13 protein-coding genes are annotated in these 15,171 nt (G+C 60.2%); 6 read left to right on the top strand and 7 right to left on the bottom strand.

The window, feature by feature from the left end:
- Positions 1–22 precede the first annotated feature (22 nt).
- Positions 23–2,788 (top strand): class I adenylate cyclase, encoded by a 2,766-nt coding sequence (locus tag ABNS66_RS02285; RefSeq protein WP_286836444.1) that lies wholly within the window; start codon positions 23–25, stop codon positions 2,786–2,788.
- Here ABNS66_RS02285 and cyaY read toward each other — a convergent pair.
- Positions 2,785–3,096: an iron donor protein CyaY gene (gene cyaY / locus ABNS66_RS02280; protein ID WP_161624273.1), complete on the bottom strand. Its 312-nt coding sequence runs from the start codon at positions 3,094–3,096 to the stop codon at positions 2,785–2,787. The genes ABNS66_RS02285 and cyaY overlap by 4 nt on opposite strands.
- Positions 3,097–3,374: 278 nt before the next feature.
- On the opposite strand from cyaY, the gene lysA reads away from it, so the two are divergent.
- The 3 genes from lysA (at position 3,375) to ABNS66_RS02265 (ending at position 6,280) form a co-directional block, all read left to right on the top strand.
- The gene (lysA, locus tag ABNS66_RS02275) at positions 3,375–4,625 is read left to right on the top strand and encodes a diaminopimelate decarboxylase (protein ID WP_286836446.1); all 1,251 of its coding nucleotides are present in this window, start codon (positions 3,375–3,377) and stop codon (positions 4,623–4,625) included.
- Between the two features lie 83 nt (positions 4,626–4,708).
- A complete protein-coding gene (dapF, locus tag ABNS66_RS02270; RefSeq protein WP_286836448.1) occupies positions 4,709–5,539 on the top strand; it encodes a diaminopimelate epimerase in 831 nt (276 codons plus the stop codon).
- Positions 5,540–5,572: 33 nt separating this feature from the next.
- On the top strand, positions 5,573–6,280 hold the full coding sequence (locus ABNS66_RS02265) for a DUF484 family protein (RefSeq protein ID WP_027874752.1): 708 nt from the start codon (positions 5,573–5,575) through the stop codon (positions 6,278–6,280).
- 21 nt (positions 6,281–6,301) lie between these two features.
- Here ABNS66_RS02265 and ABNS66_RS02260 read toward each other — a convergent pair whose 3' ends face one another.
- The 6 genes from ABNS66_RS02260 to ABNS66_RS02235 form a co-directional block, all read right to left on the bottom strand.
- Positions 6,302–6,610, bottom strand: a complete 309-nt coding sequence (locus ABNS66_RS02260; protein WP_286836450.1) for a tetratricopeptide repeat protein — start codon at positions 6,608–6,610, stop codon at positions 6,302–6,304.
- Complete coding sequence (locus ABNS66_RS02255) at positions 6,607–7,824, bottom strand: heme biosynthesis HemY N-terminal domain-containing protein (RefSeq protein ID WP_286836451.1); 1,218 nt, start codon at positions 7,822–7,824, stop codon at positions 6,607–6,609. The genes ABNS66_RS02260 and ABNS66_RS02255 overlap by 4 nt, the downstream gene beginning before the upstream one ends.
- A complete protein-coding gene (locus ABNS66_RS02250; RefSeq protein WP_286836453.1) occupies positions 7,821–8,933 on the bottom strand; it encodes a uroporphyrinogen-III C-methyltransferase in 1,113 nt (370 codons plus the stop codon). Before ABNS66_RS02250 ends, ABNS66_RS02255 begins: the two co-directional genes overlap by 4 nt.
- Positions 8,914–9,735 (bottom strand): uroporphyrinogen-III synthase, encoded by an 822-nt coding sequence (locus ABNS66_RS02245; RefSeq protein ID WP_286836455.1) that lies wholly within the window; start codon positions 9,733–9,735, stop codon positions 8,914–8,916. The genes ABNS66_RS02250 and ABNS66_RS02245 overlap by 20 nt, the downstream gene beginning before the upstream one ends.
- Positions 9,719–10,675 (bottom strand): hydroxymethylbilane synthase, encoded by a 957-nt coding sequence (gene hemC / locus ABNS66_RS02240; protein WP_286836456.1) that lies wholly within the window; start codon positions 10,673–10,675, stop codon positions 9,719–9,721. Before hemC ends, ABNS66_RS02245 begins: the two co-directional genes overlap by 17 nt.
- Positions 10,676–10,761: 86 nt before the next feature.
- Complete coding sequence (locus tag ABNS66_RS02235; RefSeq protein WP_286836458.1) at positions 10,762–12,375, bottom strand: hypothetical protein; 1,614 nt, start codon at positions 12,373–12,375, stop codon at positions 10,762–10,764.
- A 189-nt stretch (positions 12,376–12,564) separates the two neighbouring features.
- Between ABNS66_RS02235 and argH the strand changes: the two genes are divergently transcribed.
- Positions 12,565–13,962 carry an argininosuccinate lyase gene (gene argH / locus ABNS66_RS02230; protein WP_286836460.1) on the top strand — a complete coding sequence of 466 codons (1,398 nt, stop codon included), beginning with the start codon at positions 12,565–12,567 and terminating at the stop codon, positions 13,960–13,962.
- A gap of 166 nt (positions 13,963–14,128) precedes the next feature.
- A complete protein-coding gene (locus ABNS66_RS02225; protein WP_286836462.1) occupies positions 14,129–15,169 on the top strand; it encodes an efflux RND transporter periplasmic adaptor subunit in 1,041 nt (346 codons plus the stop codon).
- Positions 15,170–15,171 lie beyond the last annotated feature (2 nt).

Here is a 15,171-nt window from a genome sequence, read left to right as displayed (position 1 = left end):
ACCCTCGGTTTTACAGGCTTTTATGTCGGCAAAACACGCTCCTCAATCGCTCTTTGAGCGCGGCATTAGCCGGCAACGCATCGCCGATGTTCGCGAGCGTTTTCTGCAGCTGAACGCCGAGCGTCTGCTGCGCACCCGCGCCGCCCTGCAGGAACGTCAGCGCATCCTGTTCGACCTGATTCCATTGTTGTTCCATGTTAACCACCCCTCTCTGCCTGGCTACAGCAGCAAAGACACGCCCTGCGGCATCGACCGCTTTGAGCCAACGCCCAAACTGGTGGAACGCGCGCAACAATACATCGCCAGCGGTTTTCACTACCGTCCTCCCGAACACCACCTGATCCACAGCATCTTCATTATGGGCTCCTGCGGCAGTATCGCGCAGGCCGAAGACTCCGACCTGGATGTTTGGCTGTGCCATCGTAATGCCCTGCCCAGCGAGGCGCGCGAGCAGTTACAGGAAAAAGCCGAGCATATTAGTCAGTGGGCCGCCGAGCTGGGCTTGGAACTGCACTTTTTCTTGATGGACAACGAGCAGTTTCGGCGCGGCAAGCGCGAGCGCTTAAGCGCCGAGGGCGCGGGTACCAGCCAACACTATTTGCTGCTGGATGAGTTTTACCGCAGCGTGGTGGTGGTTGCCGGTCGCTATCCCATCTGGTGGCTGGTGCCGCCAGAGGAAGAGGAAAATTACGACGAATACACCGCCCTGCTCCACGCGCAACAGCATATCGGCCCCGATGAGTCGATTAACTTCGGCGGTGTTGCCGCCATTCCCGCCGGGGAATTTATTGGCGCGGGTGTGTGGCAGCTCTACAAGGCCATCGCCTCGCCTTACAAAGCGCTTTTGAAACTGCTGCTCACCGAGGCCTACGCTCGCCACTACCCGAACGTGCAGCCGATCTGCCTTTCCTTAAAAGCACGCGTGTACGACGGCGAATGCGACGCCGACCAACTCGACCCCTATATCCTTGTATATCAACGCTTGGAGCACTACCTGTCAGAGCGCGGAGAGAAAGACCGGCTGGAACTGGTGCGCCGCGCTTTTTACTTCAAAACCGGGTTACACCTGTCGCGGCCAGCAGCGAGCAAGCAAGTCGAGCGCCATCAACGCATGAGCGCCCTCGCCAGCCAGTGGCGCTGGCAGCCGGAAACCTTACTCAACCTCGACACCCGCCACCGCTGGAAACTGCGGCGTGTGCGTGACGAACACCGCTTTTTGGTGGCGGAGCTGACCAACAGCTACCGCTTCTTGCAAGATTTCGCTGCCCACAGCCAGCAGTCAGCGCTAATTAACTCAGAAGAAATGACCCTGCTCGGCCGCAAGCTCTATGCCGCCTTCGAGCGCAAGCGGCACAAGGTAGAGTGGCTCAACCCCGGCATCGCCCCCGACCTTTCCGAGCAGCAATTGTATTTCCACACATTGGGCTTTGGTAATCAGCGCCGCTGGGCAGTGAGTGCCAGCGCCCGCCACGACTTCGAGAGCGGCGCCGTTCTCAAGGAAGACGAACACCTGAGTGGCTTGCTGTGCTGGTGTTACTGCAATGGCTTAGTAAAAGAGAATAGCCGCCTGCGGCTTAGCAGCCGTAGCCAGGGCGTGAGCGAGGCCGATTTGAACCGCCTGGCCACCTGGCTGCACGCCCACTTACCCAAACGCCTGCCCGCCGCAGACCCTGCCCAGCACGCCGCTTTTACTCGCCCCAAGGTGCCGCTGTACACCCTGTTTTGCATTAACCTGGGGCAGGACAGCCTCAGCCAGCTCAGCAGCCAGGGCATTGGCCAACACAGCAGCTGCTATCCCGTGGCCAATGTGGAGATGGTGGTGTTGAACAGCTGGGGAGAAGTGTCGTCGATGGCCTTTACCGGCGGCGAGGCCCTGCTCAACACGCTGCATGCTTATCAACAGCTGACGGTGGCCGCCGCCAGTGGCAGCTCGCCGCCGAAAATCGACATACTGTGTTTCAATGATCCGGGTGAAAGGCTGGCGCGGCGACTGATGGGCCTGGCTGCGGGCGTGCAGCCCTGCTTTGAAAACACGGAGGCCAACACCCGCTATATTCTGAAACTGGCCGATGGCTTCCACATTCTGCAACAGCGCAATAACGAGCTGGATGTGGTCAATGCCGACAGCTATGGCGAGCTTATTCAGTGCCTGGAGCGCGGCCAAAGCCGCTTTAGCCCGCTGCGCATGGATCGCCACTGCCTGCCCAATTCCGCCCTGGCCAGTATTATTGACACCTGTCGCAGTGACGACTGTTATATTTTTGTGCACCTGCGCGCGACCTTGGTGGATATTTTTCTGCGCGATGAGCGCGGCTCGTTAATCTACCTGCCGGCAGAGAGCAGCGCCCCGGATGCGCTCATATATCAACTGCTGCAATTTCTTCAGCATTCACGCAAGGAGCAGGGGCTGCGCCACCGGGTGCGGCTCTACAAACTCATTCAGCACGACGGCCGCTGGCAGAGCCGCCCTCTTCAGGCACCGCCAGCACAGCAATCGCCGCTGTATCTGGAGGCCACCGCCCACGCACGTCAGCGCGCTCGCCCGGTATTTGATGTGCGCTGGAACAACCAGCAGCTGTATTATCGCGATGAGGGTGCCAAGCTGTTTACCCGGCTGGCAACGCAACTGGTGGAGCGCTATCCGAAACAGCGGCACTTTGCGATTGACCGGGTGAATCTGGGGAATAAACCGCCCCAGCAAACCACGGTGTACATGCGCTACAAACGCTATTTGGAAGAGCTTATTCAGCGGGAAGTCGACAGGCTCCAGACCTCGCAGCGGCGTTAAATATCCAGCGTCTCGCCAATTTGATCCTGTGCGCAGTGCTGCAATAACTCACTCAGCGACTGCTGCTCGCGCTGGCAGAACCATTGCTGACCATCCCAACTAAAGTGATAACCGCCGCTGCGCGCCGCCAGCCACAGCTCCCGGTTCGCCGCCTGCCGACTAAAAATCAGGGCGCTGCCATCCGGGCATGTCAGGGTTAACACGCTGCCGGCGATCTCGCAGTCTACGTCGACCGACAACGCTTCCACGGCGTCCTCAATCGTTTCGTAGAGGGTATCGAGCACATCGTGAAATTCCACTTCATTCATTGCCATCACATCCTGAAAATTTGCCGGCCAGTATAGCAAGCTCAGCTCGCCACCGACGAGCGTTGTCTACGCGCGCTGCGGTGCATCCGAGCGCGGGCAGCGCTATACTACGCGCTTATTTTTTCGGGGGTGTATCCATGACCACGCAACGCCGTATTTGCCTTGGCTGGGCCACTGCACTGCTGTGCCTCGCTCTAGCCGCGTGCGGGCAAACCGGGCCACTGGTCTTGCCCAGCGAAGACACCGCCCCCGCCAGCCCTCAGAATTAGAGATTACGCATGACTGCATTCCACTACCAGAACGGCGAATTATTTGCCGAAGACGTTTCACTGCGCGATATCGCCCAACACTATGGCAGCCCCTGCTATGTGTATTCGCGGGCCTATCTGGAGCAGCGTTTTACGGAATACAGCGACGCCCTGCAGGGTCAGGACCACCTGGTCTGCTATGCGGTGAAGGCCAACTCCAATATTGCCGTATTGAATGTTCTGGCCCGCCTGGGCGCAGGTTTTGACATTGTCTCGGTCGGCGAAATGGAGCGGGTACTGGCCGCAGGGGGCCAGGCTGATCGCGTTGTGTTTTCCGGTGTCGGCAAAACCGCTGAGGAAATGCGCCGCGCGCTGGAAGTGGGTATTTACTGCTTTAACGTCGAGTCCGAGGCCGAATTAGAGCGCCTCAACGAGGTGGCTGGCGAATTTGGCGGCAAGGCGCCGGTTTCCATCCGCGTGAATCCCGATGTCGACGCCAATACCCACCCCTATATTTCCACGGGCCTGCGCGACAATAAATTCGGTATCGATATTGCCCGCGCCCCCGCCGTCTACGCGCGCGCCGCCAGCCTCGAACACCTGGACGTGAAGGGCGTTGATTGCCACATCGGCTCCCAGCTCACCGACACCAGCCCCTTTCTGGACACTGTCGATCGCTTGCTGGCCCTGCTCGATGAGCTGGCAGCGCAGGGCATTCAGATCAAGCATCTGGACCTGGGCGGTGGCCTGGGCGTGCGCTATCGCGACGAAGTTCCCCCCTCCACGGCCGACTATATCGCCGCTATTCGCCAGCGCTTGGGCGACCGGGCAGTGAAACTGATGTTTGAGCCGGGCCGCTCTATCGCCGCCAACGCCGGAGTGCTGCTGACCAAGGTGGAGTTTTTGAAGCTCAACCCGCACAAGAATTTCGCCATTATCGACGCGGCCATGAACGACATGCTGCGCCCCTCGCTCTACCAAGCGTGGATGGACTTACTACCCGTTAGCCCGCGCAATGAAGGCGAAGCCCGCCTGTACGACGTGGTGGGGCCGGTGTGTGAAACCGGCGATTTTCTCGCCAAAGACCGCGAGTTGCGCATTGAAAGTGGCGACCTGTTGGCACTGGCATCGAGCGGCGCCTATGGATTTACCATGAGTTCCAATTACAATAGCCGAGGACGCGCCGCAGAAGTGATGGTCGACGGCGACCAACACTACCTTATTCGCGCGCGTGAAACTGTCGCCGACCTGATGCGTGGCGAAGCCGTACTGCCGGAGTAAGCTCCGCACGCTGGCCCGCCCAGCAGCAGTGGCCCCCGCATCGTTGAACTGCGCCACCGGCGAGGCGCCGCACAGGACATACGATGCAGCTACGCTTTACCAAAATGCATGGCCTGGGCAATGATTTCGTGGTTGTCGATCTCATTACCCAGCGCTTCAAGCTCAAGCCCCACCACGTTCGCAAAATTGCCGATCGCCATTTTGGCATTGGTTGCGACCAGGTGTTGGCGGTGGAGATCCCCACCCAACCGGAGGTGGATTTCCGCTATCGAATCTACAACGCCGAGGGCAGCGAGGTGGAACAGTGCGGCAACGGCGCACGCTGCTTTGCACGCTTTGTGCGCGACAAGCGCCTGACCGGCAAACCGCGCATTCGCGTGGAAACCCTCGCCGGTATCATCGAACTGGAAATTACCGAAAACCGCGAAGTGCGCGTTGATATGGGCGCGCCGGTGTTAGCCCCGGCTGACATTCCCTTCGACGCCGCCGAGCAGGCCACCGATTACGCACTGGATATCGACGGCCAGACCTGGCAAGTCGGCGCCGTGTCGATGGGTAACCCCCATGTGGTGTTGCCCGTGGAGAATGTCGACACCGCCCCCGTTGAGCACGTTGGCCCCATTGCCGAGAGTCACCCGCGCTTTCCCCAGCGCGTCAACGTCGGCTTTATGCAAGTGGTCGACCGCCAAAATATCCGCCTGCGCGTCTTCGAGCGCGGTGTTGGCGAAACCCTGGCCTGTGGCACTGGCGCCTGCGCGGCCGTTGTCGCGGGTATTGTGCAGGGCCGGCTCGATAATCAGGTGAATGTCACATTGCCGGGCGGCAAGCTCAGCATCGACTGGCCGGGGCCCGGGCAGCCCGTTATTATGACGGGGCCCGCGACCACGGTCTTTGAAGGGCAAATTCAGCTTTAGCGGCACGCCAGCCAGCAATAATAAGGATGCACTGTGGACACAGCCAAACCTAAAGAAGACGGTCTCCCCAGCGAAGACGATGTTGCGCGCTATCTGCGAAACCATCCCGGTTTCTTTTTGCAGAACGAAGACATTCTGGCCGAGTTAAAGCTGGCCCATCACAGCGGCAAAGCCGTCAGTTTGCTGGAGCGCCAAGTGGAAGTGTTGCGCGAGCGCAATATGGATATGCGTTCACGCATGAGCAACCTGCTGGACAACGCCCAGCACAACGACGTGATTTTTGAGCGCAGCAAGGCGCTGATTCTCGGCATGCTGGAAGCCCGTCGGCCGGAAGAATTGAGCAACACCCTGTGCCGCCGCCTGGTGAATGATTTCGATATGATCGACTACGCCAGCCTGACCTTATTCGGCGACCCATCAAAAATGGGCAACGCACAACTGCGGGTGGTCAGCCCGGAAACCGCCCAGCAACATATCGGCAGCTTGTTGCGTGGCGGCAAGGGCGTGTGCGGTGTATTGCGCGGCGAGGAGTTAAGTTTTCTGTTTGGCAAACACGCCGACCACATTGGCTCGGCGGCGCTTATTCCCATTAAACCGGGGAATATCGACGGCGTATTGGCCATCGCCAGCAAGGACCCACAGCATTTCAAATCCAGCATGGGCACCCTCTTCCTCGACTACATTGCCGAGGTAATCAACCGGGTATTGCCGAAACTGATGCGCGGCCCGTTTATTAGCTAAGCGTCGCGGCCAGGCCCGCGCCTACTTATCGAGCTTTTTCAAAAATACCTGCACTTCGCGCTCGGTTTGTTTATCACCCTTGCGCGCGGCGGCTTGCAGGGCCTGCTGCCATGCCGCGCGGGCCGCGGGGACGTCGCCAAGCTGCTGGTGAGCGCGGCCGAGCAGCTTCCAAGCCGCCGAGTAATCGGCGTCCTGTTCCACACAGCACTGCAAGTGCTCAGCCGCTTCAGCGGGCTGTTTGTCATCGAGCAAGGCTTTACCCAAACCGAACCGCAGCATGGCGCTGTCTTGGCCTCGCGCCAGCATTTTACGCAGCGCATCGATATTCATGACTGATGGCTCAAGTGCGGCATCGGCAAATCCGGCAACTGCTGTCCCTGCAAAAGCAGCCCTTCGCGCAACATCGACGCCGCCAGTTCGGCGTCGCCGAGATGTTCCAGCAAGCGCGATAATTCAAAGCACACCGTCGCCGAAGGCGCGATGCGGTGGGCGCTTTCCAGGTATTCCCGCGCTTTGCCCCACAGCTCATTGCGCAGACAAATACGCGCCAGCGCCAGCAGCAGCTGGGGGTTATTAGGTTGCTCTTTCAGCCAGGACTCGGCAACGCGCAGCTGTCGGGCGGGGTCGTCATTGATCGCCGCAAACAACAACACCAGTTCGTCGCGCCACTGCTGTTTAATGGCAGCGCGAACTAATTTGCTGGCCTCGCTGCTACGCCCCAGCGACAGCAGCGCTGGCACCATGTCTTCCAGCAGTTCACTGCGAAGGTGGCTGCTTCGCCCCAGCTGCTGCCACCATTTGAGCAGCGGCTCGGCGTCGCCACCGTGGCGCAACCGCAGCAATTGGCCGCGCAGGGCCTCGAGTTCCAGCTCTCGCCGCGCCGACTCCTGAAGCAATTTCCGCTTGTTCAATTCCGGCAATAGCGCCAATAACGCCTGCCAATCACCCAGGCCACGATAGGCCCGCGCGAGCAGCAGCAGCGTTGCGGGTTGACGCTCGGCACTTTTACCCAGGCGGTTCAAGGCTGCCAATGCCTCTTCCAACTGGCCGTTGTCGAGTTGCAACTCCGCCTGAGTGAGGGCTGCCGCAAGACCCGCTTGAGTGCCGCAGTTCTTTGCCTGGCTCAGCGCCTGGAGTGCGCCGCGCTCATCGCCCAGGCGCTGGCAGGCACGCGCTGCCAGTAAATAATTAATCAGCGGTTTGTCGCTACTGGCACTCGACAGCAGCAAACGCTTGGCCTGCAACCAGTTGCCCTGGGTATAGGCGATGACCCCACGGTGACTGCGTTGACGCTCGCGTTGCTGACGCCGCTGACCGCGCAGGGCGCCCAACTTGTCAGACAGGCGTGCACTGCGGCGCAACAGGCTGAACAGCAACCACACCACAAACAAGAATAGCGCCAGCAGCGCCAGCGCCACCCACAGGGTCATCTCAACGGTGGTATGACCATAGGCCAACAAGACATAGCCGCTGTCGTACTGAATCGCCACCGCAATCGCGGCGGCAGCGGCCAGCGCAAACAGTGCCGCGAGAAACAGGATCATTGGCCCACCTCACGCTGCCAGCGGCGGGTTTTGCTGTAGTCCTTCAGGGCCCGCAGCGACGCAGAAATATCCGGGCGCTCGGCGCGAATCTCGGCCGCTCGCAGTTCTTCCAAAGATGCAGCCAGCGCCTGACTGCCATCATTCAGCGGGTAGTAGCGCTCCAGCCACGCCAGCGCCTTATCCAGCGAGCGGCGGTACAGGGCCGGGCGCTCTGCCAACAATGCCAATTGCGCCTGCTCCAGCATCATTCGCAAACTGGCGCGCAGGGCGGTCGCCTGCTCCGGCGCCAGCTCGGCCTTGAATTTTTCATCGTGCTGACGAATGCGCACATAGCTACGCAACTTCGCCCAAGCGCGTTCAAATCCTGCTTTCAAGCCCTCCTGCCAGGAGGCGTCTCTCGCCGGCTGAGGCTCAGCCTGATAGCTCGGGGCCTCGTAGACCGCCAGTGACTCGGCAGCGTCCGCCAGCCCTTGCAATTGCAGGTAGGCACCCTCCAGATCAAAGCTGGAGCTGCCCTGCAAGGCAGCGAGTTCTGCCGCCAGCGCTTCCCTCACCGGGTATAACGCCGGATCGTCCAGCTCGCGCAAAATAGTATCGGCACTGGCTAACAACTGTGCTGCGGCGCGACTGTCACCACTGAGCTGCAAGCGTTGATTGGCCAGTCGCAATAAATACTCGGCCTCGGCCAGCAGCCAGTCATTGCGGTCGACCGAACTGACGCTTTGTACTTTGTCGCTCAGCTGTTGAATTTGTCGCTGAACAACCGCGCGCTGCTGATCCAGTGCGCTGTCGAGTTCGGTCAGTCGTTCGCGCTGGCGGTCCAGCGCTGTCGCACTCGATTGACTGCGCTGATCAAGGCCCTGCACCTGCGCAGTGATATCGCTGAGGAATTGCGCGCTCTGCTGCTGATTGAGATAGATAAGTTGGTAATACAGCCAGGCAGCCCCTGCCAGCGCGGATAGCGACACCAGCAGAGCCAGCGTTGCCACGGCGCCCGCTTTGCCAGACTTGCTCTTGGCAGCAGGTGTTTTTTGCGACGGTGTTGAAGTGGTTGGGGTATCGTCGGCGGCTACCGCCACGTCCTTGTTGTCATTTTGGGTTTCCGACATTGTGTTCTCTCTGCCACGTTTTTATCGCCGCCAGCGTCGCTGCTGTACCGGCATTTTCTGCAAGAAGGGTATGTCTAAAACCGGCCTCTTGGGCCAGTTGCTGCACCCGCGCACTGGGTAGAACCAAGTGATACTCATCGCGTCGCGCAGCGGCAATGCGCTGGGTAAATTGCTGTAATGTGTCGCCGCTGTTCAGGCATACCAACTGAATCGACGCCGCCTCTAACTGCGACTGTAAATCATCGGCGGCCTCACCCGGCCCACAGCGCTGATAGCACTCAGCATAGTCTACCCGCGCGTTGCGTTCACGGAGTTTTTGCGCCAACTGCTCGCGGCCACCACAGCCGCGAACGATCAACACTCGCTGCCCGTCAACCCCGTTAAACGCCGCGCTGGCCAGCAAGCTGTCGCTGTCCATCGCGCCGCCTTGTTGCGCCTCCAAGGGCGTAAGCGCGCCGGCAGGCCACGGCCAGTCATGGAGCGCTTTGGCCGTGGCAGCGCCGATGGCGTGACAACGCACACCCAGCGGGTACTGCGGCCATAGATCATCGATCAGGGCCATACCGCAGGCCACGGCGTTCACGCTGATGAAAATAATGTGCTGGTAAAGGTCCAGATCCAATAGGCAGCGACGCGCGTGCTGATAGCGCTCGTCGTTTTCGTCCAGGGGAATGATGCGCAGCAGCGGTTGCACCCAGACCTGAGCACCAGCGGCAACCAGGGCGCTGCGCAATTCTTCGTTGCGGCCCTCGGGCCGGGTGATAAGAATGCGCAGACCCTGCAGATCAGTGCTGCTGGTCACCGTAAACCGCCGCCAAAATATCACCCGCACCCTGAGCCAGCAGTGCCTCGGCAACCGCCACACCAAGGGCCTCGGGGTCGGCCGCCGGTGCGCTTAATTCTGCGCGCAATACGCGGCTGCCATCGGGCTCGCCCACCAGCGCACGCAGCCACAAGTGGTCGTCGCGGCTGTCGTCAGTAATGGCATAACCGGCGATCGGCACTTGGCAGCCACCTTGTAAGCGCGTGTTCATGGCCCGTTCGGCCATCACTTTGGCGGCGCTGTCTGCATCGTGCAGCGGCGCCAGCAGCTCACGTACCCAGTTGTCCTCCAAGCGGGTTTCAACGCCCACCGCACCCTGACCGCAAGCAGGCAAGCTGTCTTCAACATTCATAAACGAGGCGATCCGCTGCTGAAGTTCCAGGCGAATCAAACCGGCTGAGGCTAAAATAATGGCATCGAACTCACCGTCGTCTAACTTGCGCAGGCGGGTTTGCACGTTGCCGCGCAGGCTACTGATCTGCAAATCGGGGCGCCGGGCGCGCAACTGACATTCGCGACGCAGGCTGCTGGTGCCCACTCTCGCCCCTTGCGGCAGGGCGTCGACGTCGGCGTAATGGTTGCTGACAAACGCATCGCGGGGATCTTCACGCTCGCAGATAATTGCCAGCCCCAGGCCTTCGGGAAATTCCATCGGCACATCTTTCATCGAGTGCACGGCAATATCCGCTCGGCCATCAAGCAGTGCCTGTTCCAGCTCTTTAACGAACAGCGCCTTGCCGCCAATTTTCGACAGCGGCGAGTCCAGCAGCTGGTCGCCGCGGGTGGTCATGCCAAGCAGTTCAACCTGTAGCCCCGGGTGACAGGCTTCCAAGCGGGCTTTGATATATTCCGCCTGCCAGAGAGCAAGCAGACTTTCGCGGGTGGCAATGCGCAGCGTGCGCGAGGGCTGTTCAGACATGATTAGCGTGGGTCCGTGTAAAGCATCAGCGCCGTATCATACGCCAGCCGCCTGACAGACTAAACCGCCCAACTCATCGGCGCGCGTCAGTTTGGCGCAAATGCCGTCCAGCCATTCATCCAAGTGCTGGCGCTGCCCGGCCGCACCGCGCCGAGATAGTTGGCGCCCTGATCCCAAAATTCGCCTTCGGGAACCGCGACAGCCCCCTGCCCGGCGGGAGATTTACTGCCAACGCGAAAATCGGGAACGCGAACCGGGTCAACCGGCACGCTGAACTCTGGCGAAATGTCGCGGCGCGCCAGCGAGGCGAAATACGCCGCTTCATCAAAGCCGCCGTCGTCGTCTTGCTTGCCGAGTTCTTCAATAAAGTGACTGCGACCATCGCGACCGTTGTTATACAACAGCAGGCCACCAAAGCTCATCATTCCCGTCGATAGCCGGCTGGCACTGACGCGCCCTTTGATATCGATAGTTTCACCGGAGAAACCGCTGATAATCATATTGTGAAAGTGGCCGCCGGTGCCGCGCCGCAGAGTCATGGCGCGCTGGTATTTATCGTCGCTGTTAAGCGACAGCAGCGTTACATTGTAGAACTGCGGCTCGGAGATTGGCTGGGCATCCTCGCGGCCATTGCGGTTGTCTGCCTCGATGGCATTGTCACCCATACCCGGATACTGCAGCACCTGCAGAAACTGCACGCGGCCGCGCCACCCCATATCCCAGTCCAGCGAGTCATCGGCAGCGCCACTAATGAGGATATGCTTCATATCCACCGTGCCGCCAAAAATCTCTATGCCGTCGTCGGAAGCGCGATGCACCTGCACGTGGCGCACAATGGTATTGCTGCCGCAGCCCCCCAGCGTTAAGCCGTTGAGTTCGTTATTGGCATACACCTCATACCCCGCGAACTCCACGCGCACAAATTCCAGCACGCCGCAGTTATCGCGGCTGTCGACACCGCCGAACATCCCTCGCGTATCGCTGGTCGGCACCCCTTCTACCTGCGCATCCAGGGTATTTACCGGCGCATTGCCGAGCAGTACCAGACCGCCCCAATCGCCGGCCTTGCGCCCGCCTTCCGGCTGCGCGCTGGTAAAGACAATCGGCGCATCGGCGCGGCCGCGCGCCATGATTTGGCCGTCGCGGGTGACCACCAGGGCGCTGCCGGGCTGCCCCAGCACCACCGCACCAGGTTCGATCGTTAGCGTGGCAGCGGCCTCAACATAGACAATGTCGTCGAGAATCCACGTTTTATCCGCCGTCCACACGTGATCGCCGTGCAGGGAGCCGCTGACAAGCTGCTCGTGTCCGCGCCCCAATACCCACCATAGCGATACGGCAAGCAACAGCGCGGGTAGCAGCAACCACAGCCACCAGCGCCGGGAACGCACGGCCTCTCCAGCTGGCTGCTGCGACTGCCAGTCCATCATCTCGGCAATGTCGGGGTTAACGGGTTTGCGCGAATGCTGGGAGGCACGCAGCTCGCCGTCAGTGTTGATCACTCTGAGGCTGCGCCCGAGGTCACGCATCTCCCGATGTCGGCTCATCGCCGCTTCGTTGATCAGCTCGCGACGGTAATCCGAGTCGCGCAGCAAGGTGTCAAAATGAATACTTCGGCCGTCCTGGGCCTGCTCAAAAGCAGCTTTTAGTTGCCACAATTGCTCCACTAATTTGGCGCGCGGCGCAGTCGCCTGGGTCATGGCGGGTCCTTACTTCACAGGAGTTTTCGGCACGCGAAATTATGGCCACGCTATATTACATAAACGTTACGGCGGTGAGTGGCAGCCCCGGCGCAGACAGCCAGCGAGAGCGCGGTAATTTCTGCTATACTCTGCCGCTTTTCCGATGGGCTGCCCGCGCAGCGCCCAATGACACAGGACCTGTTTGCAATGAGTGACAAAGAGCCGGCTATCAAACCTTGGGGTGGGCGTTTCAGCGAGGCCACCGACCAGTTTGTTGAGCGCTTCACCGCGTCGGTGAGCTTTGACCAACGCCTCTACCATCACGACATCAACGGCTCGCTGGCCCACGCGGCCATGTTGGCGAAAGTCGGCGTACTCAGCGATGACGAGCTCAAGCAGATCCAAACCGGTCTGGAAGAGATTCGCAGCGAAATTGAAGCGGGCGAATTCAACTGGTCGGTAAGCCTTGAAGACGTGCACATGAATATTGAAGCGCGCCTGACTGATAAGATCGGTATTACCGGCAAGAAACTGCACACCGGCCGCTCGCGCAATGACCAGGTCGCCACCGATATTCGCCTGTATCTGCGCGACGAGATCGGCAGTATCTGCAGCGAAATCACCCGCCTGCAGCAAGGCCTGGTGGCACTGGCGCGCCGCGAGGCTGACACCATTATGCCCGGCTTTACCCACCTGCAAACTGCCCAGCCCGTGAGCTTTGGCCACCACATGCTGGCCTGGAATGAAATGCTGGAGCGCGACTTTGGCCGCCTGCAGGACTGCGCCGCGCGCCTGAATCAAAGCCCCCTTGGCGCCGCCGCACTGGCGGGCACCACCTACCCCATCGACCGCGAATACAGCGCACAGCTGTTGGGCTTTGACCGCCCTACCGAGAATTCCCTGGACTCGGTAAGCGACCGCGACTTCGCCATTGAATTTGCCGCCGCTGGCAGCCTGATCATGACCCACCTGTCGCGTTTCAGCGAAGAGCTGGTGCTGTGGACCTCGGCGCAATTTAATTTTATCGACCTGCCCGACCGCTTCTGCACCGGCTCCTCGATTATGCCGCAGAAGAAAAACCCCGATGTACCCGAGCTGATTCGCGGCAAAGTCGGCCGCGTTAACGGTCACCTGATCAGCCTGCTCACGCTGATGAAGTCGCAGCCGCTGGCCTACAACAAAGACAATCAGGAAGATAAAGAGCCGCTGTTCGATGTGATCGACACCTTAAAAGACAGCCTCAAGGCCTACGCCGATATGGTGCCGGCCATTACCGTGAATGCCGACGTTACCCGCGAAGCCGCGATGCGCGGTTTCTCTACGGCGACCGATTTGGCCGACTACCTGGTGCGCAAAGGCCTGCCCTTCCGCGACGCCCACGAGGTGGTTGGCAAGTCAGTGGCCTACGGTATTGCTCAGAGCAAGGACTTGTCTGAAATGAGTCTGGAAGAGCTGCAGCAGTTCAGCGCCGACATTACAGACGACGTCTTTGACGTGCTCACGCTGGAAGGCTCTATCAACGCCCGCAACCATATTGGCGGCACCGCACCTGCCCAGGTACGCGCCGCCGCTGATCGCGCTGAAACCCGGCTGCAACAGCGCTAAGTCTGCCGGCGGGCGTCCTGCCCGCCGCGATTCCCCGCTTCTTTAAAAATTCTTATCCACTGCCGCGAGGGATTTCTCTCGCTGCGGTGTTACATTACTACTGCCCGCGACACATCCATCTCTTCATCTCGGGCGTAGCACACCAGGAATGACAGGAGTCTTCACCATGTTCACTGCGCCCCGCGCACGCGTAATTGCGTTTTGCCTGCCTCTATTTGCCGCGCTTAGCGCCTGCGAGCCCAATTCGGCGGCCACCCCCGGCCAGCGTCCCGCCGCCGCAGTAAAGGTGCAAACACTCGCTCCGCAAACCATTGAAGAGCGGCTGCCTGCCATCGGCTCGCTACTGGCCAAGGAATCGGTGCGCATAACCAGCACCGTCAGCGAAAAAGTGCGCGCCCTGCATTTCGACGAAGGCCAATACGTGAAGCAAGGTGACTTACTGGCAACACTGGAACAAGCGGAAGAGCAGGCCCAGCTATCGTCAGCGAAGGCCGACCTGGCCGAGCAGCAGCGGGAAATCCGTCGTCTGAAAAACCTGCTGGCCACACAGTCGGCCGCGCAAACCGAATACGACCAACGCCTGAGTGCCCGCGACCGCGCCCAGGCCAAGATCGCCGAGGTTCAGGCGAAAATTGATGAGCGCACTCTGCGCGCACCCTTTGGCGGCGTGACCGGTTTGCACAATGTCAGCCCCGGCGCGCTGGTGTCGCCGGGCGACAGCATAACCAGCCTCGACGACCTAAGTACCATGCGCCTCGACCTCAACCTGCCCAGCCTGTTGCTGCGCTCACTCAGGGTGGGCATGCCGGTGGATGCCCGCAGCGATGCCTTAAATAAAACCTTTCAGGGCAAGATCGTCGCCATTAATCCGCGCATTGACCCGCTGTCGCGCAGCGTAATGGTGCGCGCCCACATTCCCAATGGCGACGCCACATTAAAACCCGGCATGCTAATGAGAGTGTCGTTATTGAAAGACAAGCGCGAAGGTATTGTCGTGCCCGCCGCGGCTCTGCAGAGTATCGAAAATCGCCACTATGTCTGGCTGGTAGACGGCGAACAAAAGGCCGAGCGCCGCGAGGTAACACTGGGCACCCGTCTGGTTGACGGCGTGGAAGTGGTCAACGGCCTCAGTGCTGGCGAGCAGTTGATTAGTGAAGGTTTCCTGATGCTGCGCCCCGGCAGCCCCGTCGCCCCGCAGGAGTCATAAGC

The sequence above is a fragment of the uncultured Spongiibacter sp. genome (assembly GCF_964011655.1).
Taxonomy (GTDB): Bacteria; Pseudomonadota; Gammaproteobacteria; order Pseudomonadales; family Spongiibacteraceae; genus Spongiibacter; species Spongiibacter marinus.
This window is presented reverse-complemented; position numbering and strand designations above follow the sequence as displayed.

Bases quoted from the DNA above. Each gene is read 5' to 3' on its own strand.
- ABNS66_RS02285 (WP_286836444.1), top strand. From the start codon at position 23: ATGTCGGCAAAACACGCTCCTCAATCGCTCTTTGAGCGCGGCATTAGC.
- ABNS66_RS02235 (WP_286836458.1), bottom strand. From the start codon at position 12,375: ATGACCCAGGCGACTGCGCCGCGCGCCAAATTAGTGGAGCAATTGTGG.
- ABNS66_RS02225 (WP_286836462.1), top strand. From the start codon at position 14,129: ATGTTCACTGCGCCCCGCGCACGCGTAATTGCGTTTTGCCTGCCTCTA.
- dapF (WP_286836448.1), top strand. From the start codon at position 4,709: ATGCAGCTACGCTTTACCAAAATGCATGGCCTGGGCAATGATTTCGTG.
- ABNS66_RS02250 (WP_286836453.1), bottom strand. From the start codon at position 8,933: ATGTCGGAAACCCAAAATGACAACAAGGACGTGGCGGTAGCCGCCGAC.
- ABNS66_RS02255 (WP_286836451.1), bottom strand. From the start codon at position 7,824: ATGATCCTGTTTCTCGCGGCACTGTTTGCGCTGGCCGCTGCCGCCGCG.
- lysA (WP_286836446.1), top strand. From the start codon at position 3,375: ATGACTGCATTCCACTACCAGAACGGCGAATTATTTGCCGAAGACGTT.
- ABNS66_RS02260 (WP_286836450.1), bottom strand. From the start codon at position 6,610: ATGAATATCGATGCGCTGCGTAAAATGCTGGCGCGAGGCCAAGACAGC.
- argH (WP_286836460.1), top strand. From the start codon at position 12,565: ATGAGTGACAAAGAGCCGGCTATCAAACCTTGGGGTGGGCGTTTCAGC.
- cyaY (WP_161624273.1), bottom strand. From the start codon at position 3,096: ATGAATGAAGTGGAATTTCACGATGTGCTCGATACCCTCTACGAAACG.
- hemC (WP_286836456.1), bottom strand. From the start codon at position 10,675: ATGTCTGAACAGCCCTCGCGCACGCTGCGCATTGCCACCCGCGAAAGT.